Raw genomic sequence first — 24,203 nt, forward strand, 5'->3', positions numbered from 1 at the left:
ACCCGTGACCGGCACCGCCAGCGACACCCAGTACCCCGAGCGCCCCCGCCGCGCCCGCCGCCTCGGCATCGCCGTGCTCGTCTGCACGGTGCCCGCGCTCTGCGCGGGCGGCTGGTTCGGCTGGCAGGCGCTGGCCGACGGCGCCCGGCCGTCCGCCGCGCCGCCGTCCGCCGCCGGGTCGTCGGCCGAGCCGACGGCGGCGTTCCCGGAGCCCGCCGGGCCGGCGCCGGCCTCCTCGGCGGCGGCGCCGAGCGCGTCCGCGCCGACCGGCTCCGGCCCGCTGAACGGCCGCACCGTGCTGCTGGACCCGGGGCACAACCCGGGCAACGCCAAGCACACCTCCGAGATCAACCGGCAGGTGGACATCGGCAACGCCCGCAAGGAGTGCGACACCACCGGCACCTCGACGAACGCGGGATACAGCGAGGCCCAGTTCACCCTGGACGTGGTGCACCGGGCCCGGGAGATCCTGCGGCAGCGGGGCGCGAGCGTGGTGCTCACCCAGGACGGCGACCGGCCGTTCGGCCCGTGCATCGACGAACGGGCCCGGATCGGCAACGAGGCGAAGGCGGACGCCGCTGTGTCGGTGCACGCCGACGGCGCCCCGGCCGGTGCCCACGGCTTCCACGTGATCATGCCGGGGAAGGTGGCCGCCGGTCCTGCCGACACCACGGCGATCGTCGACCCCTCGCACCGGCTCGGCGAGCTGCTGCGCGACCGGTTCCAGCAGGCGACCGGGCAGGCGTACTCCGACTACATCGGCAAGCAGGGCCTGGACACCCGCACGGACCTGGGCGGCCTCAACCTGTCGCGGGTGCCGAAGGTGTTCATCGAGTGCGGGAACATGCGCAACTCCGGGGACGCCCAGCACATGACGGACCCGCAGTGGCGGCAGAAGGCCGCCGAGGGCATCGCCGAGGCGGTGACCGCCTTCCTCGCCGCCGGCTCCTGACGGGGCTCCCGCCCGAGCGGGCGGGAGCGCCTCCGCCCCGAGCCGAAGGGCCCGCCGGTGCCGAAAGCGAGGAGCGAGGGAGCGCCTCCGCCCCGAGCCGAAGGGCCCGCCGGTGCCGAAAGCGAGGAGCGAGGGAGCGCAGCGACGGAGCGACGACCGTCGGCGCCGGGTCAGGAGGGCCCGAAGGAGAGTGGTCGACAATCAGCGCGACGACCGTCGGCGCCGGGTCAGGAGGGCCCGAAGGAGAGCGGGCGACGACACCTCGCGCTGACCTGGAGTCACCGGCGATTTCGCCACGAAATCGGGGGTATACCCGGGGCGCTGTGCACAGCGCCCGACCAGGGCCCTAGGCTCTTGGCAGTCCGGGGACATCCCGTACGGTCAGCCGACCGCCCCGACACGCAGTCCACGACACACCAACGAGGGGAACGTTAGTGAATCTGCGCGCTCTCACGCGGGGAGACGCCGCCGTCGCAGGTGCGGCCGTACTGCTCTTCATCGCGTCCTTCCTGCCCTACCTGTCCGCAGAGTTCTGCATCGCCGGCCGGTGCACCTCGGACACCCAGAACGCCTGGAAGGCCGCGCTCTTCCCGATCCTGCCGTCGGCGTTCCTGCTCGGCATCGTCGCGGCCGCGCTGATCCTGGTGCACCGCCTGCAGGGCGAGGCCTCGGCCACCCGCCAGGTGCTCGGCCTGCGCCTGGACCAGTGGGGCACCGCGCTGGCGGTCGCCAACTTCTGGACGGCGCTGTGGGCGCTCGGCGGCGCCGGCGAGAACGTGGACCACGGCTTCGGCGCCTGGCTCGGCCTGCTGGCCGCGCTGGTGCTGGCCGGTGCCGCGGCCGCGGGCCCGCTGGTGCCCGCGCTGCAGGCGCCGCTGCTGTCGGACAAGCCGGCCGCGGCCGCGCCGGCCCCGCAGGCCTTCCAGGGCTTCCCGCAGGGCGCGGGCCAGCCGGGCCAGCCCGGCCAGTACGGCTACCCGCAGGCCGGCGGCCAGCCGGGCGCCGCGCAGGCGCCGTTCGGCGCCGAGCCGCAGCCGGGCGGCTACGGCTACCCGGCGGCCCAGGGCGGCCACCCGCAGCCCCAGCCGGTGCAGGACGCCCACGCCGCCCCGGCGGCGCCGTTCCAGCCGTTCTGGTTCGCGGTGCCGGCCGTCCGCCAGCTGGTGGGCAAGGACAACCCGGCGGGCCCGCCGGTCGGCGAGCTCGTCCCGGGCACCTGGTACCTGGCGGTCGAGCAGCGCGGTGCGGCGCTGGTGGCGCAGCTGCCGGACGGCTCGCACGGCCTGCTGAACGACACCTCCGGCATCCAGCGCGGCTGACGGAACGCAACGCCGAAGGGGCGGTACCCGGTCGGGTACCGCCCCTTCGGCGTTGCGTTCCGGGGTTCAGCAGCAGTCGTTGACGACCAGGCCGGCGGGCAGGCCCTCGCCGCCGAAGACGGCGACGGTGGCGTGGTCCCCGCCGAGGGCCGCGACGGCGAGCAGCAGGGCGCCGGCCGTCCAGGTGGTGCGCTCCTCGGGCCAGATGGCGTCGTCCTCGAAGACGTAGCCCGTCCAGTAGGAGCCGTCGGTGTGCCGCAGGTGCTGGATCCAGCGGAGGATCTCCACTGCGCGGTCGGACTGGCCCACCGCCCAGAGGGCGAGGGCGAGTTCGGCGCTCTCGCCGCCGGTGACCCAGGGCCGGTCGCTGACGCAGCGCACGCCGAGCTCCGGGACGACGAAGCGGTCCCAGTCGCGGGCGAGCCGCTGCTCGGCGGCGTCGCCGCGCAGCGCGGTACCGAGGACGGGGTAGTACCAGTCCATCGAGTAGCGGTCCTTGTCGAGGAACCGCTCCGGGTGGTGGGCGATCGCGTGGCGGAGCCGTCCGGCGGCCAACTCCCAGTCGGGCTGGGGCTCTTCGAGGTGGTCGGCGATGGCGAGACCGCACCGCAGGGCGTGCAGGATCGACGAGGAGCCGGTGAGCAGGGCCTCGTCGGGGGCGGTGCCGTCCTCGTCCTGGCGCCAGGCGATCGGGCCGCCGGGCAGCCGCAGTCCGACGGTGAAGTCGAGCGCGCGCCGGACGGTGGGCCAGATCCATTCCAGGAAGGTGTCGTCGCCGGTGGCCAGGTGGTGGTGCCAGGCGCCGACGGCGATGTAGGCGCAGAAGTTGGTCTCCTTGGCGGCGTTGGTGACCTCGCCGTCGGGGCCGCCGTGGCCGTAGGAGTAGCCGGCGTACCAGGAGCCGTCCGGGTTCTGGTGGTCGACCAGCCAGCGGTAGGCGGCCTCGGCGGCGGCGTGCTCGCCTGCGGTGTCGAGGGCCATGGCGGCCTCGGTGTGGTCCCACGGGTCGAGGTGCCCGCCGTGGAACCACGGGATCGCGCCGTCGGCCTGCTGGTCGGCGAGGATCGAGCGGACGGTGGCGACGGCCTGCTCGGCGTCGAGGACGCCGTCGAGCAGCAGCGCCTCGGGGACGGCCGCGGTCACTTGCCGGCCCGGTGCGGCTTGGAGGCGTACACCACGAAGCTCTTGCCGATGACCGGGTTGAGCGCCTTCTCGGCGGCCTTGGTGAGCTTGCCGATCACCGGGGTGCCGACGATGTCCCAGACCAGCAGCTGGTGGTAGGCGCGGACGGGCAGCGCCTTGTCGTTGTTGACGCCGACCGCGCACTTGATCCACCAGTACGGCGAGTGCAGGGCGTGGGCGTGGTGGGTGCCGTAGGGCTCCAGGCCGGCCTCGCGGACCTTGCCGACGAGTTCGTCGCCGCGGTAGATGCGGATGTGGCCGCCCTCGACCTCGTGGTACTCGTCGGAGAGCGCCCAGCAGATCTTCTCCGGCAGGTACCGGGGCACGGTGACGGCGAGCAGGCCGCCGGGCTTGAGGACGCGGACCATCTCGGCGAGGACGCCCTTGTCGTCCGGGATGTGCTCCATCACCTCGGAGATGATGATCCGGTCGAAGGTGTCGTCGTCGAAGGGCAGGTTGAGCGCGTCGCCCTCCATGGCCACCGCGGAGGAGCCCGCGGGGGCCTCGCCGGCCTGCTCCATCGCCGCGAACCACTTGCGGACCTCGGCGATCTCGTCGCCGTTCTGGTCCAGGGCGACGACGTTCGCACCGCGCCGGTAGGCCTCGAAGGCGTGCCGGCCCCCGCCGCAGCCCAGGTCGAGCACCCGGTCGCCGGGGGCGAGCGGGAAGCGGGAGAAATCGACGGTCAGCACTGCGGGGCTCCCATTCGTTGCTGCTGTACTGAAGGAGGGTGGCGAAGCGTCAGGCGACGTAGCGCCAGCCGCGCCCGGCGCGGGCGCGCTGCCCGGCCCCGGTGGCGACGGCGGCGCGGTAGCGCTCGGCGGTGAGTTCGGCGGCGCGCTGCCAGGTGAAGTTGGCCAGCACCCGCTCGCGGCCGGCGGTGCCGAGGCGTTCTCGCAGGGCCGGGTCGTCGAGCAGGCGGCCGAGGGCGGCGGCGAGCGCGCCGGCGTCGGCGGGCGGTACGGCGAGGCAGGTCTCGCCGTCGGGTCCGGCGACCTCGGGGATGGCGCCGCCGGTGGTGGCGACCAGCGGGGTGCCGGTGGCCATCGCCTCGGCGGCGGGCAGCGAGAAGCCCTCGTACAGCGAGGGCACGCAGGCGACCTCGGCGGAGCGGTACAGGTCGACGAGTTCCCGGTCGGTCAGCCCGGTCCGGAAGTCGATGTGCTTCTCCAGGCCGAAGCGGCGCACCGCGTCGGCGACCGGCCCCTCCTCCTTCTGCGGCTTGCCGACGACCACCAGGTGGGCCTCGCGCTCGGTGCGGACCTTGGCGAGCGCCTCGACGAGGTGGACGAGCCCCTTGAGCGGCACGTCGGCGGAGGAGGTGGTGACGATCCGTCCGGGCACGGTCGCCACCGACGGGTCGGGCGACCAGAGCCGGGTGTCGGCACCGATCGGCACCACGGAGACGGCGCCGGCGGCGACGCCGAGGTGCTCGACGATCTCGGCGGCGGAGCTCGAGGAGACGGTGATGACGTGCTCCAGGCGGCGGGCGACCCGCTTCTGCATCCGGGTGAAGGCGTACCAGCGGCGCAGCGAGAGCCGCTTGACGGCGGTGGCCGCGGCCTCCAGTTCGAGCCGCCGGTCGACGGTTATCGGGTGGTGCACGGTGGTGACCAGGGGGAAGCCGTGCCGCTCCAGGCCGAGCAGGCCGTAGCCGAGGGTCTGGTTGTCGTGGACGACGTCGTAGCGGCCCTTGTGCCGGGCGAGGAACTGCCGGGCGCGCAGCGAGAAGGTGAGCGGCTCGGGGAAGCCGCCGGTGCGCATGGTGAGGAACTCCAGCACGTCGACCGGGCCGCGGTACTCGGCGAGGGCGGGGGTGCGGAAGGGGTCGTCGCTGCGGTACAGGTCGAGGCTGGGCAGCTCGACGAGCCGGACGGAGCCGGGGCCCTCGACCTCGTCGAGGACGGGGAAGGGCTGCGCGCCGATGACGTCCACGTGGTGGCCGAGCCGGGCCAGCTCGCGCGAGAGGTGGCGGACGTAGACGCCCTGGCCTCCGCAGAACGGGTCGCCGCGGTAGGACAGGAGGGCGATCCGCAGCGGTCGCGGCAGCGCGGTCATGCTGGCCCCTTATCCCTACTCAACCCGGCACCGGCGGCCGCAGCGGTTAAAGTAGATCACGTTTCATGGCGAAGTGGCTCGTCGTCGTCGGGCAGGTGGACAACGAGAGACCTCGAAGATACCGGCCCGTAGCTTCACGGTTTGAGCCAGGGAAGGTGATTCACGCCACGTGCCCGGTCTCGTTCCGTCAACGCCCTGGGGGCTCCGTTGACCGCGTCCAGCACTGCCGACCGCCGGCTCTCCCAGCGCCAGGCGGAGCGCCGCCGTGCGATCCTGCGCGCCGCGACCGCGCTGGCTTCCCGGGGCGGCTGGGAGGCCGTCCAGATGCGGGACGTCGCCGAGGGCGCGCAGGTCGCGCTGGGCACGCTCTACCGCTACTTCCCGTCCAAGGTGCACCTGCTCGTGGCGGTGATGGAGGAGCAGTTGCGCGGGCTGAAGGAGCAGGTGAGGAGGCATCCGCCGACGGCCGCCGACCCGGCGGGACGGGTCGCGGAGACGCTGACGCTGGCCTTCCACGCACTGCAGCGGGACCCGCGGCTGGCGGAGGCGATGGTGCGGGCGCTGTCCTTCGCGGACCGCTCGGCGGGGCGCGAGGTCGACGCGGTGGCCGAACTGACGTCGGAGATCGTCCTGGCGGCGGCCCGGCTGCCGGGGCCGCCGACGGCGGAGCAGCGGGCCGCCCTGCGGGTGGTCGGCCACACCTGGCACGCGACGCTGCTGAGCTGGCTGTCCGGGCGCAGCTCACTGGCGGAGGTCCGCAGCGACCTGCACGCGGCGGCACGGCTGCTCACCGTGGAGGGCTAGCGGGGGTACCGGGCCGTTCTTCGGGGTGTCCTCGGCCAGAACTGGAACGCGTTCCACCGGAGCGGCCGCAGGCCCCGGACGGCCGCCCGTTAGAGTCGGGGCGCACGACAACTCCATCCGCCCCTCCCGGGGGAAGCCGGTGCGAATCCGGCGCTGACCCGCAACCGTGAGCCCGCCCGGCGGGCGAGCCGGACTGCCCGGGGCCGGGGCGAGCGGCCGGCCGGGCGTGGCACGCCCGGTTCCGTCGAGGTCTACGGGCAGCCCCGCCGGGCTGCTGCACCGCTCACCGAAAGGCTCACCCTCACATGCTCACCGCCGCCCGCCTGGGCGCCACCGCGCTGGCCGGCCTGCTGCTGGCCGGCGGCGCCGCCGGCCCCGCCCTGGCCGACACCCCGGCACCGTCCCCGGTCACGCCGCCCGCCGCGCTGTACGGCAAGGGCGACCCCACCTACGACGGCGTGTGGCGCCAGGCGCTGGCACTGACCGCGCTGGCCTCCGCGAAGGTCGTCCCGGCTCCGGCCGCCGTCGACTGGCTGACCGGGCAGCAGTGCGCGGACGGCGGCTGGCCGTCGTTCCGGGCGGACACCGCGGCGGCCTGCGACCCGAAGACCGAGGACAGCAACGCCACCGCCGTCGCCGTGCAGGCGCTCACCGTGCTCGGCGGGCACCAGGACGCGGTCGCCAAGGGCGTCGACTGGCTGAAGGCGAACCAGAACGCGGACGGCACCTGGTCCTACAACCCGGGCAACCCGGGCGACGCCAACTCCACCGGCCTGGCCCTCAACGCGCTGGCCGCCGCGCACGCCGACCCGGCGAAGGTCGCCAAGGCCCGCCGGACGGCCTGGGACGGCCTCGCCTCCTTCCAGCTCGGCTGCGCCGCCACCGCCGCCGAGCGCGGCGGCTTCGTCTACCAGCCGGCCGCCGACGCCAAGGCAAACGGTCTGGCCTCCGCGCAGGCGGCGCTGGCCGCGGCCGGCGGGGCGCTGCCGGTGACCACCACGGACCGGGTGGACTCCGCCCCGGTCGCCCTGCCGTGCGCCGGGGGCGGCGCCGCGACCGCCGTGCCGCGCGCGCAGTCCGCCGAGGCCGCCTCCGCATACCTGGTGTCGCAGCTGAACGCCAACGGCCAGCACCTGATGCTGACCACCCCCGGCGCCGAGCCCGCCCCGGACCTGAACGCCACCTCCTGGGCGGTGCTGTCGCTGGTGAAGGCCGGCCACCCGCACCAGGCCGCCGCCGCCGCGGACTGGCTGGCCGGCAACGGCTACACCTGGGCCGCCAAGGGCAAGAACGGCACCGACGCGGCCGCCGCCTCGACCCTGCTGCTGGTCGCCCAGGCCGCCAAGCTCGACCCGTACAACTTCGGCGGCACCAACCTCGTCCAGCTGCTGCTGGACGCCGGCCCGAAGGCCGCCTCGGTGCCCTCCGCCGCGGCCTCCGCGGCGTCCGCCAACCCGGACGGCACCGCGGCCCCCGGCTCCGGCATCACCGACGGCGAGGACAACGGCGGCTTCTCGCCGATCTGGCTGGTCGGCACCGGCCTGGTGGTCGGCATCGGCGGCGGGCTGGCCATCAGCCTGAACCGCCGCCGGCAGGCCGCCGCGGCCGCATCGACGGGCACCCCGGCGAAGGACGACGGGCAGCAGTGACCAGCGCGCTGCGCCGGGCGGCGGCCCTGCTCGCCGCCGTCCCGGCCGCCCTCCTCGTCCTGGTGTCGGCCGCGGCCCCCGCGCAGGCCGCGGACTACCGCTACTGGTCGTTCTGGAAGTGGAGCGGCGGCGCCTGGGCCTACCAGCAGCAGGGCCCGGCCGTGTACGCGCCGGCGGACGGCTCGGTCGACGGCTGGCGGTTCGCGCTGAGCCCCGACGGCGGCAAGGACGCCGCGCGCCCCGGCGCCGCCGGCGGCTTCGCGGCGCTGTGCGCGGCCACCCCGGCCGAGGCCGGGCGCAAGCGGGTCGCCGTGGTGCTCGACTTCGGCACCCCCGCGGACGCCCCGAAGGGCGCGGGCACCCCACCCCCGGCCCGCACGGCCTGCGCCTCCGTCCCGACCGCCGCCACCTCCGCGGAGGTGCTGGCCGCCGTCGCACCGCCGCTGCGCTACGACGGCGCGGGCATGCTGTGCGCGATCGCCGGCTACCCGAGGGCAGGCTGCGGCGAGGCCCTGGCCGACGCCCCCGCCGGGGAGTCCGGCACCGCGGCCGGCAGCCCGGCCGGCCACAGCCTGCTCGGCCCGGTGCTCGGCGGGCTCCTCGTCGTGCTGCTCGGCGCCGGCGCCTGGTGGCAGGTCCGCCACCGCCGCTGACGACCGCCCAGGCTGCCCGGAGACCACGCCATGCCACGACCCCGCACCGCCGTACGCCCCGCCGTCGGCCCGCGCCACCTGCACCCCGGCGCCTGGTGGCTGTGGGCGCTCGGCCTCGCGACCGCGGCCTCCCGCACCACCAACCCGCTGCTGCTCCTGCTGATCGCCGCGGTCGCCGGCTACGTGGTCGCGGCCCGCCGCGGCGACGAGCCGTGGGCCCGCTCCTACGGGGCGTTCCTGCGGCTCGGCCTGCTGGTGCTGGGCATCCGGATGGCGTTCACGGTGCTGCTCGGCTCCCCCGTACAGGGCACCCATGTGCTGCTCACCCTGCCGCAACTGCCGCTGCCGCAGTGGGCGCAGGGCGTCCGGGTGGGCGGCGCGATCACCCTGGAGGGCCTGCTGTTCGCCCTGTACGAGGGGCTGAAGCTGGCCGTCCTGCTGGTCTGCGTGGGCGCCGCCAATGCGCTCGCCTCCCCCACCAGGCTGCTGCGCGCGCTGCCCGGCGCCCTGTACGAGGCCGGGCTGGCCGCGGTGGTGGCGATGACCTTCGCCCCGAACCTGGTCGCCGACGTCCGGCGGCTGCGGGCCGCCCGCCGGCTGCGCGGCCGCGAGGACCGCGGCATCGCCGCCCTGCTGAGCGTCGGGCTCCCGGTGCTGGAGGGTGCGCTGGAGCGCTCGGTCGCGCTCGCCGCCGCGATGGACACCCGCGGCTTCGGCCGCACCGCCGACGTGCCGCGCCGCCTCGCCCGGGCCACCGCCGCCCTCACCCTGCTCGGCCTGCTCGGCATCTGCGCTGCGCTGTACGGGCTGCTCGGCGCCGCCGGCAGCGGCTGGGCACTGCCCGTGCTGCTGCTCGGGCTGGCCGCGGCCGGCGCCGGGCTGGCGCTCGGCGGCCGCCGCACCGTCCGCACCCGCTACCGGCCGGACCCGTGGGCGCTGCGCGAATGGCTGGTGGCCGGCTCGGGCGTCGCCGTCGCCGTGCTCACCGTCTGGTGCGCCGGGCGGTACCCGGCCGCCTTCGAGCCCTCGGTGGTACCGCCGGAGCTCCCCGCCCTTCCGCTGCCCGCCGCGGCCGCCGTCCTGCTCGGCCTGGTGCCGGCGGTGGCCCCCCACCCCGCCCAGGAGGAGCTCGTGATCGCCTTCGAGCAGGTGTCGGTGACCTACGCCGACGCCGACGGGCCCGCCCTGACCGGCGTCGACCTGACCGTCCCGGAGGGCGAACTCTGCCTGCTGGTCGGCCCGTCGGGCTCCGGCAAGTCCACCCTGCTGGGCACGGTCAGCGGGCTCGTCCCGCACTTCACCGGCGGCACCCTGCACGGCCGGGTCACCGTCGCCGGCCGCGACACCCGCACCCACCGCCCGCGCGACCTCGCCGACGTGGTCGGCACCGTCGGCCAGGACCCGCTCGCGCACTTCGTCACCGACACCGTCGAGGACGAACTCGCCTACGGCATGGAGTCGCTGGGCCTCGCCCCGGACGTGATGCGGCGCCGCGTCGAGGAGACCCTCGACCTGCTCGGCCTCGCCGACCTGCGCGACCGCGCCCTCACCTCGCTCTCCGGCGGCCAGCAGCAGCGGGTGGCGATCGGCTCGGTGCTCACCGTCCACCCCCGGGTGCTGGTGCTGGACGAACCCACCTCCGCGCTCGACCCGGGCGCCGCCGAGGAGGTGCTCGCGGTGCTGCAGCGACTCGTCCACGACCTCGGCACCACCGTGCTGATGGCCGAGCACCGGCTGGAACGCGTCGTCCAGTACGCCGACCAGGTGCTGCTGCTGCCCGGCCCCGGCCTCGCCCCGCAGCTGGGCGACCCGGCCGGGATCATGGCGCACTCCCCCGTCCACCCGCCGGTGGTCGCCCTCGGCCGGGCCGCCGGCTGGTCACCGCTGCCGCTCTCCGTCCGCGACGCCCGCCGCCGCGCGGCCGGGCTCCGCACGCGGCTGGCGGAGCACACACCGCCGACGCCCCGGGCGTCGGGCGGCGAGGTGCTGGCGTCCGTCGAACGGCTGGTGGTGAAGCGGGGCCCCGTACCCGCGCTGCGCGGCGTCGACCTGGTGCTGCGGGCGGGCGAGACCACCGCGTTGATGGGCCGCAACGGTGCCGGCAAGTCCACCCTGCTGGGCAGCCTGGTCGGCCTGCACGCCCCGTCCGGCGGCAGCGTGAAGGTCGGCGGTCTCGTCCCGCACAAGGCCCGGCCCGCCGAACTCGTCCGGAAGATCGGGCTCGTCCCGCAGGAGCCCCGCGACCTGCTGTGCACCGAGAGCGTCGGCGCCGAGTGCGTCTCTGCCGACAAGGACGCCGGCGCCCCCGCAGGCACCTGCCGGGCCCTGGTCGCCGAACTGCTGCCCGGCCTGGCCGACGACCGCCACCCGCGCGACCTCTCAGAGGGGCAGCGGCTCACCCTGGCCCTGGCCGTGGTGCTCACCGCCGCACCGCCGGTGATCCTGCTCGACGAACCCACCCGCGGCCTGGACTACGCGGCCAAGGCCCGGCTGGTCGGCGTGCTGCGCGGCCTCGCCGGGAGCGGCCACGCCGTCCTGCTGGCCACCCACGACGTCGAACTCGCCGCCGAACTCGCCCACCGCACAGTGGTACTGGCCGAGGGCGAGGTGGTCGCCGACGGGCCGACCACCGAAGTCGTCACTGCTGCACCGGCGTTCGCCCCACAGATCGCCAAAGTCCTCACACCTGAACCATGGCTGACACTCAATCAGATCACCGAAGCGCTCGGGGAGCCGCTGTGACCGCCCCGGCCGGGCCCGCCCCGCTCGGACGGCGTTCCGCGCCCGCGCTCGCCCTGCTCTCGGCGATCGGCGTCGCCGCCTTCGGCTGGCCGCTGCTCGCCTCCCCCGGCTCCGACCTGGTCGGCCACTCCGCCGACGCCCCCTGGCTGTTCGCCCTGCTGCTGCCGCTGCTGCTGGCCGTGGTGGTCGCCCAGATCTCCGAGGGCCGCGAGGCCGGCGGCGGCGCCCCCGGCCTGGACGCCAAGGCGGTCGCCCTGCTCGGCGTGCTCGCCGCGGCGGGCGCCGCACTGCGGCCGCTGGGCGCGGGCACGGCCGGCCTGGAGCCGATGTTCTTCCTGATGGTGCTGGCCGGGCGGGTGCTCGGGCCCGGCTTCGGCTTCGTGCTCGGCTCGGTGTCGATGTTCGCCTCGGCACTGCTCACCGGCGGGGTGGGACCCTGGCTGCCGTTCCAGATGCTCGCCATGGGCTGGGTGTGCCTGGGCGCCGGGCTGCTGCCGGGAGCGGCCGCCCTCCGCGGCCGCGGCGAACACCTGCTGCTCGCCGGGTACGGGGCGGTGGCCGCGGTCGGCTACGGCACGGTGATGAACCTGCAGGGCTGGCCGTACATCGCCGGGCAGGCGAGCTCCATCGCCTTCGTCCCCGGCGACCCGCTCTCGGCGAACCTCCCCCGGTTCGCGCTGTACTGCCTGACCACCTCGCTCGGCTGGGACCTGCCCCGGGCCGCCCTCACCGCCGTGCTCTGCCTGACCGTCGGCGGGCCCGTCCTGCGGGCGCTGCGCCGCACCACCCGCCGGGCGGCCTTCGGCGCACCGGTCGCCTTCGCACCCCCGGCCGCGGCGCCTGCGGAAGCCCCCGCCGAGAAGCCCGCCGAGAAGTACTGACGGGGTGCGGCCGGCGGCCGCACCCCGTCACCGGTCGGTTCCGGTCAGGCCTTCGGCCCGGCGGACTGCACCACCTCGAAGGACCACAGCACCGAGTCGCTGGCGGCGGGCCGCTTCGGCGCCTCGCCCTCGGCGGCCGGCGGGCCCTGGCGGTGCGCGGCCTGCATCGGCCCCTCCATCCACGCCTTGAAGGACTGCTCGTCACGCCACCGCGTGTACACCAGGTACTGGTCGGTGCCCTCGACCGGGCGCAGCAGCTCGAACCACTCGAAGCCGTCCGAGTTCTCCACCGCCCCGGCACGCGCGGCGAACCGCTTCTCCAGGGTCTCCCGCATCTCGGCCGGGACGGTCAGCACGTTGATCTTCACCACAGACATGCCTCCATCCTGCACCACCCGTACGCGCCGCGGCGGTCAGACCCCGGCGCGTCCCGACAGGACGAGCGCCCAGGCGAGGCTGCCGAAGGCCGCCGTGTTGAGCACCGCGCGGACGGTGTTCCAGCGCACCCAGGCCTGCTCGAAGGCGGCCCGGACGGCGGCCGGGTCGGTGACCGATCCGGGTTCGCCGGCCGCCGCGAGCCGGTCGTTCAGCGGCACGTTGACGGCCATGGTGATCACCAGCACCAGCAGGTAGAGCGCCGCGGCGGCGGCGATCCACGGCAGGGCGGGCCGCCCGGCACCGCCGAGGTGCATGGCGCCGGCGGCGACGGTGAGGATCAGCGCGCCCGCGAAGGCGGCGGCGAACCAGCCGTTCAGGATGGCCGTGTTGATCCGCTGCATCGCCTCGACGAAGGTGCCGTCCCCGCTGCGGCCGAGGCCCGGCATCACCGAGCAGGCGAAGGCGTAGAAGAGGCCTGCCATCAGGCCCGTCGCGATGGTGGCCGCGACCAGCAGTGCGGTTGCCATGGGTCGCACCTCCTTGTCCCCCGTGGTCCGTGTCATACCGTCAAGTCAACCGGCGCAACGGTACGGTGCCCATGGCCGGTCCGCTCGCCCGCATACGCACGCGTCCAGGGACCCGACCCTGATCATCTGCCCCACTGTCTTCGACCGCGCGGCCTAGGCTGGCCCCATGGACACAGCCGACGGACTGGCCGGGCTGCTCGCGGCTCCGCGGGCGCAGGGTGCCTTCCTGCTGCGTTCGGTGCTGGACCCGCCGTTCGCGGTGGCCGTCCGGGACGAGGCGCCGCTGACGGTGGTCAGCATGGTGCGCGGCACGGCGTGGATCGTCCCGGAGGCGGCGGAGCCGGTCGCGCTGGGGCCGGGAGACGTGGCGATCGTGCGCGGCCCCGGGCCGTACACGGTGGCGGACCGGCCGGACAGCCCGGTGCAGGTGGTGATCCACCCGGGGCAGTTCTCCACCGATCCGGCGGGGGCTCCGCTGTGCGAGGAGATGGACCTCGGAGGACGGTCGTGGGGCGGCCGGCCGGACGGGGCGACGGTGTTCCTGAGCGGCACGTACCAGCTGCGCGGCGAGGTGAACGGCCGACTGCTGCGTGCGCTGCCGCCGGTCGCGGTGCTGCCGGCGGACGCCTGGTCGTCGCCGCTGCCCGCGCTGCTCGGCGAGGAGGTGGACCGGGACGCGCCGGGCCAGGAGGTGGTGCTCGACCGGCTGCTGGACCTGCTGCTGATCACGGTGCTGCGCGAGTGGTTCGCCCGCCCGGAGGCGGCGGCGCCGCGCTGGTACCTGGCGCACGGCGACCCGGTGGTGGGCCGGGCGCTGCGGCTGCTGCACGGCCAGGCCGAGCCGTGGACGGTGGCCTCGCTGGCCGCGGAGGCCGGGGTGTCGCGGGCGGCGCTGGCGCGGCGCTTCACCGAGCTGGTCGGGGAGCCGCCGATGGCGTACCTGACGGGCTGGCGGCTGGACCTGGCGGCCGATCTGCTGCGCGAACCGGAGGCCACGCTGGCGGCGGTGGCCCGCAGGGTGGGGTACGGCAGTCCGTTCGCGCTGAGCAGCGCGTTCAAGCGGGTCCGCGGGGTCAGCCCGCAGCAGCACCGGGAGTACGGCACGGTCTGATTCGGCCGCGGTGGCCGGACAAAACCGGTGGAGCGTCCCTCCGGGCGCGTCCTAGGGTGCGCGGATGGCCGACATCATCCCGCTCCCCGACCGTTCGACCTGGCTGTCCGGCTATCTGCGGCGCCTGACCGACTCCTACCGTGCCGGTGGGCTGGAACCGGCCGCCGCCGAGCAGCTGGCCGCGGAGGCCGGCGGGCGGACGGAGGGCTGGACGGTCGCCGGGATCACCGAGGACGGCCGGACGGTGGGCTTCGTCGCGGTGGGTCTGGACGACCGCAACGGCAGCCCGGTGGGGCGGATCGGCGAGCTGTGGACGGAGCCGGGCCGGGAGGGGCTGCGGCCCGCGGCGCTGCACTGGGCCGAGCGGTGGTGCGCGGAGCGCGGCGGCCACCGGGTCGAGGTGCTGCTGGCCGCGCCGGACCCGCTGTTCGAGGGCTATGCGGTGCGCGGACAGGCCCGGGTCAAGACGGTCACCACCGCGGCGGGGCCCCGAGCCGAAGGGCCCGCCGGTGCCGAAAGGGTGGGCCCCTCCTGCCCGTCGGCGGGCAAGGAGGGCGAGCGAGGGAGCGAAGCGACGGAGCATGGGGGCACCTCCCGGCCGTCAGGCTGGGGGAGACCGTCGGCGCCGGGTCGGGAGGGCCCGGAGGCGAGCGGGCGCGAGCAGGGAACCAGCCCCGGTGTGACGTCGCGTCCGATGACCGCGGAGGAGTACCCGGCGTGGCGGGCGCAGCAGGACGCGGCGTACGTCGCGGACATGGTGCGGGCCGGCTCGTACACGGAGCAGGAGGCCCGGGCCAAGTCGGCGGCGGACTTCTCCCGGCTGCTGCCCCGCGAGATGGACACCGAGGGCAATGCGTTCCTGGTGCTGGAGGCGGGCGGCGAGACGGTCGGGACGGGCTGGCTGAAGCACGGCTTCCTGCCCGGTGTCACCTTCGGCTACTCGCTGGACGTGCTGCCGGAGCACCGGGGGCGGGGGTTCGGCCGGGCCGCGATGGCGGTCGGCGAGCAGGCCGTCCTGGCGGCCGGTGACCGTGCGTTGCTGCTCAACGTGTTCGGCGGCAACGAGGTGGCGATGGGCCTCTACACCAGCGCCGGGTACACGGTGCTGGAGGAGCGCCGGTCGCGGGACGTCAGCGGTGCTCCGTAGGCGCAGCAGTGGCGCACCGGGAGGACGGCGGGCCGTCACCGACCGTTCATCACGGCTGTTTCGCCATGAAATAGGACAAGTCCGCCGTCCGACACGGGACCTCCCTGTCGTCTCCGTGCAACCTCCTGCATAATCGGGCGCGTTCGTCACACCGACCGAGGAGGACCGGCCGATGCCGGGAGAGCTCTGCCCGCTGTGCGGGACGGTCCGGACGGCCGTCGGCTGCGCATGCACCTCCTCGTCCCCGGATGCCACCGAGACCGCCGTCCTGCCCCATGTGGAGGGCCCGCCGCTGGTCAGACCGTACGTCTCGGCCGGTCACGGCTACGGCCACGCGGCGGCCGGGCCGGTTGCCGACCCGTTCGCGACCACGCTGATGCCGCCGGCGCCGGCCGTCGTCGTGCCCCCGCCGCCGGCCGCCCCGCCCGCAGCCGTGCCGCAGCAGCGGCCCGCCCCGGACGGCCGTCCGGTCTCTCCCGGCGGCCCCGGCGGCGACCTGGGCGTCTTCGACTTCCACGGGACCCCGCAGCAGCGCCCGGGCGGGCGGGCCGACCGGCGCCAGCAGGACCGGATCGTCTCGGGCCGCCGCCGCACCGTCGTCATCGCCGCCGGGCTGGGGATCGCGGCCGTCGGCGCGGGCCTGGCGCTGGCGCTGGCCCCCGCCTCCGAGCCGAGCAACGTCGACCAGGCACTGCCCTCTCCCAACGGCACCGTGGACGCCCTGCCGCCGGACCTGGAGCAGCCCGGGCCGACCGCCAGCGCCTCCTCGTCCGCCTCCGGCAAGGCGTCCGCCTCGCCGAGCCGCAGCAAGGCGCAGGCCAGCCGGGCGCCCGCGGTGGCGCTCAGCCCCGCCGAGTCCGGTGCGGCGAGCGGCAGCGCCTCGCCCTCCGCCGCGCCGAGCACCTCGGCGGGCGTGCGGGTGCTGAAGCCCGGCGACTCGGGCGCCGACGTCCGGGCGATGCAGCAGCTGCTGATCACCACCTCCTGCGGCAGCCTCAACGTCTGGTTCGCGACGGGGAACTTCGACTCCTGGACGCAGTGGATCCTGAGCGAGTTCCAGCGCGACGCCCGGATCAAGGGCGACGAGCGCAACGGCACCCTGTACGGTCCCAAGACCCGCGCCGCCCTGGAGAAGAAGGCGGCCGACCCCAACTGCTGACCGGCCGCCCTCCGGGGCCGGCGGACGTCAGCCGGTGACGGCCCTGAAGATGCTGAACGCTGCCATCAGCAGCATCAGGCTCGCCGCGATCCGCACGATGACCTTCATCGGCACGTGCCGGAGCAGCTTCTGCCCGCCGACGATGGCGATGCCGCCCACGGCGCACAGCGCCAGCCAGGCGCCGAGGCCGACGGAGACCGGGTCCGCGTACTTGGCGGCCAGGTTGGCGGTCATGATCTGGGTGAGGTCGCCGAACTCGGCGACCGCGACGACGGCGAAGCTGGCCCCGGCGACCTTCCAGAAACTGCCGGAGGAGGGCTCCTTGGCGGCGTGGCCGTCGTCCTCGTCGTCGTGCTGCCAGAGCAGCATCGCCGCGCCGAGCAGGAAGAGCACGCCGGTGACGCCCTCCACCCAGCGCTGCGGCAGCAGGGCGAGCAGGCTGCCGGCCACCAGCGCCAGGGCGACCTGCATGGCGAACGCGGCGGCGATGCCGGCGAAGACGTAGGAGGCCCGGTACTTGGTCCCGAGGACCAGGCTGGCCAGGGCGGTCTTGTCGGGCAGTTCCGCAAGGAAGATGATGCCGAAGGTCAGCGCGGCAACGGTGAGGCTCATCGGGTCCGGTCTCTCGGTCTGGCTGCCGGACCGGAGCCCTGTCAGGGGACGCTTCGGCCCGACAGCACTGGTCATGTTCACAGCACTGCGGCCGAAGGTCTCGCCGACACCCCGGGTGGTACCGGAGGTGTCCCGGGCGCCGGGCCCCTGGGGGCCAGTGTGTCGACGGTCCGGTGGAGGGCTACTCCCCTTCAACGCCTCCCACCCTACCGGAGGCCGGCCGGCGGCCCGGCCGGGGTCTCAGGCCGGCACCCGCCCCCGGCCGACCAGCTCCAGCACCGCGACCACCGCCACCGACTCCACCGCGAGCAGGGCGATCAGCACGAACAGCTGCACCGCGCCCGCCTGCACCGGGCCGGCCCCGCCGAGCAGCATCCCGACGAAGGCGCCGGGCAGGGTGACCAGGCCCACGGTGCGGGTCTGGTCCAGGACGGGGACGAGCGAGGTCGCGGCGGCCGTCCGGCAGATCTCCAGCCGTGCGTCGCGGTCCTCGAAGCCGAGGGCGAGCGCCGCCTCCACCTCGCCGCGCCGGGTGCGCAGCTCGTCCAGCGCCCGCAGGCCGGCCAGCGAGGTCGCGGTCAGCGCACCGCCGATCAGGATGCCCGCGACCGGGATCAGCGCGATGCCGCGGTGCGGCAGCAGGCCGGTGGCCAGCAGCAGGACGAGCACCGGCAGCACGCCCGCGCCGATCGGCAGCGCCGCCCACGCCCAGCCCGGGCCGCCGGTCATCCGGCGGCCCGCCGTGTGCACCGCCACCACGAACATCACCAGCACGAACAGGGCGGACGTCCACAGCGAGCCGACCACCCAGGAGATCACCAGGGCCACCGCGGCCAGCTGCACCACCGCACGCAGCCCGGCCCGCAGCACCGCGTGCCCGTGGCCGAGCCGGCCCCGGCCGGCCACCGCCACCGCCGCCGCGAGCAGCAGCGCGATCACCGCACCGAGCAGCCAGGTGACCGGCAGCAGTTGCCCGGCCGGCGCGGCCACCGATCAGATCCAGCTGGTGAACCACATCCGGTCCTGCCAGTCCGACATGGGGATCACCTCCGCCGTGTACAGCGGGTAGAAGAAGGCGAAGCAGCCCACCACCGCGACGACGACCAGCCCGGCCCCGGCCGCCCCCCAGGCCCGGCGGCGCCTGCTGCTGCCGGCCGGGCCGAGCATCGCCCCGAGCATCTGGGCCACCGCGAGGCAGAGGAACGGCACCAGGATCACCATGTAGAAGGAGAAGATCGTCCGCTCCTGGTAGCCGAACCAGGGCAGGTAGATCCCGGCGACACCGGCCAGCACCGCACCCGAGCGCCAGTCCCGGCAAAACAGCCAGCGCCACACCGCGTACGCCAGTGCGAAGCAGGCCGCCCACCACAGCAGCGGCGTGCCGATCGCCAGGATCTGGCTCGCACAGCCGCCGCTGGACGTGCAGTCGCCCTTCCCGTCGGCCAGCTGCTGCCAGTACATCGACACCGGGCGGCCCTGGACGAGCCAGCTCCACGGGTTCGACTGGTAGGTGTGCGGCGAGGTCAGGCCGGTGTTGAAGTCGTACATCTGCGCGTGGAAGTGCCACCAGCCGCGCAGCGCGGACGGCACCCAGGTCATCGGCACCCGGGGCAGCGGGATGTCCACCACCGGCGTCCGCGGCATCGACACGCCCGCCCGGTGGTCGGCCCAGTGCCGGTCGAAGCCACCGTCGGTGGCGAACCAGCCCGACCACGAGGCGACGTAGACCAGGACGGCGGTGCCGGCCATCGACAGCAGAGCGGGCAACAGGTCGCGGCGCAGCAGACTGCGGGTCGGGCGGTGCGCACCGGCCCGGCGGCGGCCGGCCCGGTCCCAGAGCAGCGTCAGCACGAGGAACACCAGCAGGATCTGCAGGCCGTTCCACTTCACCGCGGCGGCGCAGCCGAGCAGCGCACCGGCGCCGATCCGCCACGGCCGCAGGCCGAGCCGCACCTCGTCAGCGGCCCGGCCGCCCTCCGCCCGGGCGGCCTCCAGCACCAGGCGGCTGTGGTCGCGGTCCACCAGCAGGCAGCCGAACGCGCCCAGCACGAAGAACATCGACACGCCGTCCAGCAGGCCGACCCGGCTCATCACGAAGTGCAGGCCGTCCACGGCCATCAGCAGGGCGGCGGTGCAGCCGAGCAGCGTCGAGGAGAAGAGCCGCCGCCCGATCCGGGCCAGCATCAGCACCGAGAGCGTGCCGAGCAGCGCCACCATCACCCGCCAGCCGAAGGGGTGCAGGCCGAACGCCCACTCGCCGAGGGCGATCACCCACTTGCCCAGCGGCGGGTGGGCGATGAACGCGGGCTCCGCGGTCAGCGGGATCTGCTGCGGCGAGGAGAGGATCGCGTTGTTGGAGCTGTCCGGCCAGACGCCCTCGTAGCCCTGGCGCAGCAGCGACCAGGCGTCCTTCGGGTAGTAGGTCTCGTCGAAGACGAAGGCGTTCGGCTTGGCCAGGCCCCAGAAGCGCAGCAGACCGGCGAACAGGGCGACGGCGATCGGGCCGAGCCAGTCGGCGTGCCGGACGAACCACGGCAGCGGGCCGCGCGGGGCGGCGGCGTGGTGGACGGCGGTGTCGTCGTCGCCGCCGGTGGGCGCCGCGTGCTCGGTGACTGCCGGGTGCGCCATGGTCTCCCGCCGCTCCTCGCTCGGTGTCGCGGCGGCCGGCGGCGGTCCCGGGCAGACGGGGCGCCGACCCGGACTGGCGCTATGTCGCCTTTGTCGGACAGATCCTAGCCCGGCCGCACTCCCCGTCCGTCCACCCCCGCCCCGCGGTTTGACCCTCGACCAGGTCGAGGGCCCAGAGTTCTTCCCGTGGAGAGCAACCGGACGGGTCACGGTGGACCGCCCGGAGTGGGGAGCAGGCGTGTACAGCATCGGGGAGACCGCCCGGCTCAGTGGGCTCAGCGTCAGTGCGCTGCGGTTCTACGACGGTGCGGGTGTGTTCGGGCCTGCCCGGGTCGACCCGCGGACCGGCTACCGCTGGTACGCCGCGGAGCAGCTCGCCGATGCGCGGACGATCGCCCGGCTGCGCCGGGTGGGGATGCCGCTGGCGGACATCTGCCGGGTGCTGGGCGGTGACCCTGCCGAGGCCCGGACCGCCCTGGACGCGCACCTGCGCCGCCTGGAGGACGGCCTGGCGGATGCCCGCCGCGAGCTCTCCACCGTCCGGAACCTGTTGGAGACGAAGGAGCGACCCATGACCACGACCCGCCTGACCCTGCCCTCAACCGAGCTGGCCGCAGCCCTGGACGCCGTCCGCTTCGCGGTCTGCCCGAACGGCTCGCTGCCCCAGGTGGCCGGGGTGCTGTTCGAGATCGGGGGCGGCGTGCTGCGGCTGGTCGCCACCGACCGTTACCGGCTGGCCGTCTCGGAGGCCGTGCCGGGCCGGGTCGAGGGGCCCGAGACGGCGGCGCTCGCACCGACCGTGTTCGTGGACGCGCTGCGCGATCTGCTCTCCGGGCCGGGCGGGGCGGAGTCCGGCGGTACGGCCGAGCTGACGGTGACGGGCGAGGTGCTGGTCGCGACCGCGGCGGGCCGCAGTGTGCGCGGCGACCGGGTGCCGGCGGACTTCCCGGACTACCGGCCGATGCTGCGTCTGGCGCCCACCCACCGGGTCGAGATCGCCGCCGACGCCCTGCTGGCGGGCCTGGACGCGGCGCCGTTCCGGACCGTGTACCGGGACCAGGACGGCGCCGACGTCCCGGTCTCGGTGCTGACGGTCTCCCCCGACGGCGCCCTCACGATCGGCGAAGAGGCCGAAGCCGCCGACGGGCTGCGCGTCCTGGTCGACCGGAGCTTCCTCTCGGAGGCCGCGGCGGCCGGCGCCTCCGGCCAGCTGGTCCTGGAGCTCGGCGGCCCGGTCGCCCCGCTCGCCATCCGCTTCCCGGCCCGCGAGGGCACCTTCTCCCTGCTGATGCCCACCGCCCCCTGAGGGCCGAGCGACCCGCCGGCGCAGAGCGGGAGCGCCCCGCCCCGAGCCGAAGGGCCCGCCGGCGCCGAAAGCGAGGAGCGCGGGAGCGACGAAGGAGCGACGGAGCGACGACCGTCGGCGCCGGGTCAGGAGGGCCCGGAGGCGAGCGGGCGAGCAACAGCGCGACGACCGTCGGCGCCGGGTCAGGAGGGCCCGGAGGCGAGCGGGCGAGCAACAGCGCGACGACCGTCGGCGCCGGGTCAGGAGGGCCCGGAGGCGAGCGGGCGAGCAACAGCCGGCCTGATGTTGTGGTTGAAGTGGAAGACGTTGTCGGGGTCGTACTCGGCCTTGACGGCGGCGAGCCGGGCGAGGTTCTCGGCGCCGCGGCCCGCGGCGGCGCGGTCCTCGCCCTCGTCGCCGATGAAGTTGAGGTAGACGGCGCCGATCGACCAGGGCTCCATGTCGCCGCGGACGGCCTTGGTCCAGGAGCGGCCGCGTTCGTCGTCGGCCGGGTCCTCCCAGACGGCGAAGGGGTGGACGGCCCAGGGCGCGCTGCGCCAGGGGACGGGCCATTCGTGGTCGCCGGCGGCGACGGCGCCGCCCATGGCGAAGGCGATGTGCTGGCTCGGCGAGGGGACGATCATGTCCTTGGCGCGGGCGGTGAAGACGTCCACGGCCTCGTCCGGGAAGCCGGAGAGGTACTCGGCGGACCAGTAGTTCCGGAAGCCGGGCGGGTCGTCGAGCATGCACTGCAGGTCGGCGTACGGGATGTCGGTGATCACCTCGGCGGCGTGGCCGAGGCCGAGCATCGGCCGGAAGACGGGCTTCGCGCTCTCCAGGTCGCCGGCATAGGTGAGCAGGACGCCGACCGCGGGCTGCCCGACCAGGTGCGGCGGGACGAATTCCTCGGGCGGGCCGGTGAGGTAGATGAAGGCGCCGCCGACCTCGTCGGGTGCCTCGTCCATCAGGTCGCGGTAGGCGCGCAGGGCCTCGGGGCCCTTGTCCGCCTCGAAGAGCAGCAGGGCGATGGAGAAGCCCGGCAGCGGGTGCAGGCCGAAGGTGAACTCGGTGACCACGCCGAAGTTGCCGCCGCCGCCGTGCAGGGCCCAGAAGAGTTCGGGGTTCTCCTCGGCACTGGCGTGCACCCGGCGGCCGTCCGCGGTGACCAAATCGGCCGCGAGCAGGTTGTCGCACATCAGGCCGAAGCGGCGTTCGAGCCAGCCGGAGCCGCCGCCGAGGGCGAGGCCGCCGACGCCGGTGGTGGAGGCCCGGCCGCCGGTGGTGGCGAGGCCGTGCGGCTGGGTGGCCCGGTCGAGGTCGGCCATCACGGCGCCGCCGCCGACCCGGGCGACCCGGGCTGCGGGGTCGACCAGGACGGTGTTCATCCGCCGCAGGTCGATCACCAGGCCGCCGTCGACGAGGGCCTGGCCGCTGACCGCGTGGCCGCCGCAGCGGACGGCGGCCTCCAGCCCGCGGCTGCGCCCGAAGGCGAGGGCGGCCGCGATGTCGGCGGGCCCCTCGCACTGGGCGATCACCGCGGGCCGACGGTCGATCATGGCGTTGTGGATGGTCCTGGCATCCTCGTAGGCCTCGTCGCCGGGCACGATCACCCGGCCGGCGAAACCGTCGGCCAGTTCCTCGGGGCGCAGGCCGTCGAGCGGTACGGAAGCCATGGTGAGCGGTCCTTCCCGTCCGGTACGGGGCCGACGGGGTGCGCGGCCCCCGCTTCCGACATTAGGCCGGGCGGGTGAGCCGCGCATCCGAACCGCTCGCGGCCGGGCACCGGTTCAGGCCGCGGTCTGCAGCTCCCGTACGGCGGGCCTGATCTGCTGCACGGTGCGGACGGCGTTGTCCTGCACCGGCGTCAGGTGCCCGCGCAGCCGCAGCGCCAGAGCGACGATCAGCACGGTGCACAGCGCCATCGCCAGCAGGTACAGCGGCCAGGTGCCGGCACCGACCAGCAGGACGCCGACGGCGGGGCCGACCGCGATGGCGACCTGCTTCACCAGGGCGTGCGCGGAGTTGTAGGTGCCGAGCATCCTGGCCGGGGCGAGGTCGGCGACGATCGGGCCGAGCGTCGGGGCGAGCAGCGACTCGCCGACGCCGAACAGTGCGTAGACGGCGACCACGGCGACGGTCGCGGCGAGCGCGTCCGAGCGGACCAGGCCGGCGACCAGCGCGGCCGCCCAGGCGCCGAGCCACACCACGCCGGCGGCGGCCATCGCGGTGGTCCGCCGGCGCCGCTCGGTGAGCCGGACGACGACCATCTGCAGCAGCACGATGGTCAGCGCGTTGGCGCCGATGGCGATGCCGAGCACGGACGGCGCGGTGCCGACGGTGTCGGTGGCGAACGCCGCGACTCCGGACTCGAACTGGCCGTAGCAGGTGAAGAAGATCAGCCCGGCGAGCAGGCAGAGCCGGATCATCGCCTTGTCGGCGGCCAGCGCGCGCAGGCCCTTGGGCTCGCTGCGGTCGGCGACCGGGGCCGGTGCGGCCTGCGGGATGCGGGCCGTGCCGGTGACCAGGGCGAGCCCGATCAGGGTGAGCGCCTCGATGGTGAACAGCCGGGTGAGGCTGGCCGGGTCGGCGGTGTCCACGATCTGCCCGCCGACCAGTGCGCCGATGCCCATGCCCAGGTTGATCAGGGTGAACTGCAGGGCGAAGGCGCGCGAGCGGCCGGTCCGGCCGGTGCTGCGGACGATCATCGTGGCGAGCGCCGGCTGGCAGGCGGTGATGCCCGCGCCGAACAGGAACGAGGCGACCAGCAGGGTCGGCGCCGTGGCGGCCTGCCCGAAGGCGTACGCGCCGCCGGCGGCGAGCGCCGCACCGGCGAGCAGCACCGGGCGCGGCCCGTACCGGTCGATGCCGCGGCCGGTGAACGGCAGGACGGCCAGTGCCGCGAGCGCGAAGACGGTGAACACCATCCCCGCCGCGAACGAGCCGAGCCCCCGCACCTGGTCCACGTACACGAACATGTACGGCATCGTGAACCCGCTGCCGAACGCGCTGAGCGCGTTGCCGATCTGGACGCGGCGCAGCGGGCCGCCCGCCCTGTCCGCCCGCCGTGCCCACTGCTTCACCGTGCCGGTCACCGTGCACACCCCTTTGCCATGGAG

At 75.2% G+C, this 24,203-nt stretch carries 21 protein-coding genes; 11 read left to right on the forward strand and 10 right to left on the reverse strand.

The window, feature by feature from the left end:
* The first annotated feature begins 4 nt into the window (after positions 1-4).
* Both ACQ614_RS11090 and ACQ614_RS11095 read left to right on the forward strand, forming a co-directional pair.
* Complete coding sequence (locus ACQ614_RS11090; protein WP_431678311.1) at positions 5-952, forward strand: N-acetylmuramoyl-L-alanine amidase; 948 nt, start codon at positions 5-7, stop codon at positions 950-952.
* A 434-nt stretch (positions 953-1,386) separates the two neighbouring features.
* A complete protein-coding gene (locus ACQ614_RS11095) occupies positions 1,387-2,271 on the forward strand; it encodes a hypothetical protein (RefSeq protein ID WP_431678313.1) in 885 nt (294 codons plus the stop codon).
* Positions 2,272-2,337: 66 nt separating this feature from the next.
* Here the strand turns inward: ACQ614_RS11095 and ACQ614_RS11100 are convergent, their stop codons facing one another.
* From ACQ614_RS11100 to ACQ614_RS11110, 3 genes are read right to left on the reverse strand one after another with little or no spacing between them, the layout of a single operon-like run.
* Positions 2,338-3,414 carry a prenyltransferase gene (locus tag ACQ614_RS11100; protein WP_431678314.1) on the reverse strand — a complete coding sequence of 359 codons (1,077 nt, stop codon included), beginning with the start codon at positions 3,412-3,414 and terminating at the stop codon, positions 2,338-2,340.
* Positions 3,411-4,145 (reverse strand): class I SAM-dependent methyltransferase, encoded by a 735-nt coding sequence (locus ACQ614_RS11105; protein ID WP_431678315.1) that lies wholly within the window; start codon positions 4,143-4,145, stop codon positions 3,411-3,413. The genes ACQ614_RS11100 and ACQ614_RS11105 overlap by 4 nt, the downstream gene beginning before the upstream one ends.
* A gap of 49 nt (positions 4,146-4,194) precedes the next feature.
* Positions 4,195-5,511 carry a glycosyltransferase family 4 protein gene (locus tag ACQ614_RS11110; RefSeq protein WP_431678317.1) on the reverse strand — a complete coding sequence of 439 codons (1,317 nt, stop codon included), beginning with the start codon at positions 5,509-5,511 and terminating at the stop codon, positions 4,195-4,197.
* A 207-nt stretch (positions 5,512-5,718) separates the two neighbouring features.
* Between ACQ614_RS11110 and ACQ614_RS11115 the strand changes: the two genes are divergently transcribed.
* The 5 genes from ACQ614_RS11115 (at position 5,719) to ACQ614_RS11135 (ending at position 12,240) form a co-directional block, all read left to right on the forward strand.
* Entirely contained in the window at positions 5,719-6,315 is a 597-nt protein-coding gene (locus ACQ614_RS11115) for a TetR family transcriptional regulator (protein WP_363493601.1), read from the forward strand.
* Between the two features lie 305 nt (positions 6,316-6,620).
* The gene (locus tag ACQ614_RS11120) at positions 6,621-7,964 is read left to right on the forward strand and encodes a prenyltransferase/squalene oxidase repeat-containing protein (RefSeq protein WP_431678318.1); all 1,344 of its coding nucleotides are present in this window, start codon (positions 6,621-6,623) and stop codon (positions 7,962-7,964) included.
* The gene (locus tag ACQ614_RS11125; RefSeq protein WP_431678320.1) at positions 7,961-8,617 is read left to right on the forward strand and encodes an SCO2322 family protein; all 657 of its coding nucleotides are present in this window, start codon (positions 7,961-7,963) and stop codon (positions 8,615-8,617) included. The genes ACQ614_RS11120 and ACQ614_RS11125 overlap by 4 nt, the downstream gene beginning before the upstream one ends.
* Positions 8,618-9,748: 1,131 nt before the next feature.
* Complete coding sequence (locus ACQ614_RS11130; protein WP_431683893.1) at positions 9,749-11,359, forward strand: ABC transporter ATP-binding protein; 1,611 nt, start codon at positions 9,749-9,751, stop codon at positions 11,357-11,359.
* Complete coding sequence (locus ACQ614_RS11135) at positions 11,311-12,240, forward strand: ECF transporter S component (RefSeq protein ID WP_431678322.1); 930 nt, start codon at positions 11,311-11,313, stop codon at positions 12,238-12,240. Before ACQ614_RS11130 ends, ACQ614_RS11135 begins: the two co-directional genes overlap by 49 nt.
* Positions 12,241-12,284: 44 nt before the next feature.
* On the opposite strand, the gene ACQ614_RS11140 is transcribed toward ACQ614_RS11135, so the two are convergent.
* Both ACQ614_RS11140 and ACQ614_RS11145 read right to left on the reverse strand, forming a co-directional pair.
* Positions 12,285-12,617 carry an antibiotic biosynthesis monooxygenase family protein gene (locus tag ACQ614_RS11140; protein ID WP_363493613.1) on the reverse strand — a complete coding sequence of 111 codons (333 nt, stop codon included), beginning with the start codon at positions 12,615-12,617 and terminating at the stop codon, positions 12,285-12,287.
* A gap of 36 nt (positions 12,618-12,653) precedes the next feature.
* Complete coding sequence (locus ACQ614_RS11145; protein WP_431678323.1) at positions 12,654-13,145, reverse strand: DUF1772 domain-containing protein; 492 nt, start codon at positions 13,143-13,145, stop codon at positions 12,654-12,656.
* Positions 13,146-13,311: 166 nt separating this feature from the next.
* On the opposite strand from ACQ614_RS11145, the gene ACQ614_RS11150 reads away from it, so the two are divergent.
* The 3 genes from ACQ614_RS11150 (at position 13,312) to ACQ614_RS11160 (ending at position 16,562) form a co-directional block, all read left to right on the forward strand.
* Positions 13,312-14,256, forward strand: coding sequence for an AraC family transcriptional regulator (locus tag ACQ614_RS11150; protein ID WP_431678324.1), 945 nt, complete (start codon positions 13,312-13,314; stop codon positions 14,254-14,256).
* Positions 14,257-14,320: 64 nt separating this feature from the next.
* Complete coding sequence (locus tag ACQ614_RS11155; protein WP_431678326.1) at positions 14,321-15,403, forward strand: GNAT family N-acetyltransferase; 1,083 nt, start codon at positions 14,321-14,323, stop codon at positions 15,401-15,403.
* A 172-nt stretch (positions 15,404-15,575) separates the two neighbouring features.
* Entirely contained in the window at positions 15,576-16,562 is a 987-nt protein-coding gene (locus tag ACQ614_RS11160) for a peptidoglycan-binding domain-containing protein (RefSeq protein ID WP_431678327.1), read from the forward strand.
* Between the two features lie 27 nt (positions 16,563-16,589).
* Here ACQ614_RS11160 and ACQ614_RS11165 read toward each other — a convergent pair whose 3' ends face one another.
* The 3 genes from ACQ614_RS11165 to ACQ614_RS11175 form a co-directional block, all read right to left on the reverse strand.
* Positions 16,590-17,174 (reverse strand): TMEM165/GDT1 family protein, encoded by a 585-nt coding sequence (locus ACQ614_RS11165; RefSeq protein ID WP_431678328.1) that lies wholly within the window; start codon positions 17,172-17,174, stop codon positions 16,590-16,592.
* 240 nt (positions 17,175-17,414) lie between these two features.
* Complete coding sequence (locus ACQ614_RS11170; RefSeq protein WP_431678329.1) at positions 17,415-18,164, reverse strand: ABC transporter permease; 750 nt, start codon at positions 18,162-18,164, stop codon at positions 17,415-17,417.
* Between the two features lie 3 nt (positions 18,165-18,167).
* Positions 18,168-19,802, reverse strand: a complete 1,635-nt coding sequence (locus tag ACQ614_RS11175; protein WP_431678330.1) for a dolichyl-phosphate-mannose--protein mannosyltransferase — start codon at positions 19,800-19,802, stop codon at positions 18,168-18,170.
* A gap of 238 nt (positions 19,803-20,040) precedes the next feature.
* Here ACQ614_RS11175 and ACQ614_RS11180 point away from each other — a divergent pair, with 238 nt between their 5' ends.
* Positions 20,041-21,108: a MerR family transcriptional regulator gene (locus ACQ614_RS11180; protein WP_431678331.1), complete on the forward strand. Its 1,068-nt coding sequence runs from the start codon at positions 20,041-20,043 to the stop codon at positions 21,106-21,108.
* A 239-nt stretch (positions 21,109-21,347) separates the two neighbouring features.
* Here ACQ614_RS11180 and ACQ614_RS11185 read toward each other — a convergent pair whose 3' ends face one another.
* Both ACQ614_RS11185 and ACQ614_RS11190 read right to left on the reverse strand, forming a co-directional pair.
* Positions 21,348-22,760, reverse strand: coding sequence for an FAD-binding oxidoreductase (locus ACQ614_RS11185; RefSeq protein ID WP_431678332.1), 1,413 nt, complete (start codon positions 22,758-22,760; stop codon positions 21,348-21,350).
* 114 nt (positions 22,761-22,874) lie between these two features.
* Entirely contained in the window at positions 22,875-24,179 is a 1,305-nt protein-coding gene (locus ACQ614_RS11190; RefSeq protein WP_431678333.1) for an MFS transporter, read from the reverse strand.
* Positions 24,180-24,203 lie beyond the last annotated feature (24 nt).

Source organism: Kitasatospora dryopteridis (assembly GCF_050749075.1).
Lineage (GTDB): Bacteria > Actinomycetota > Actinomycetes > Streptomycetales > Streptomycetaceae > Kitasatospora.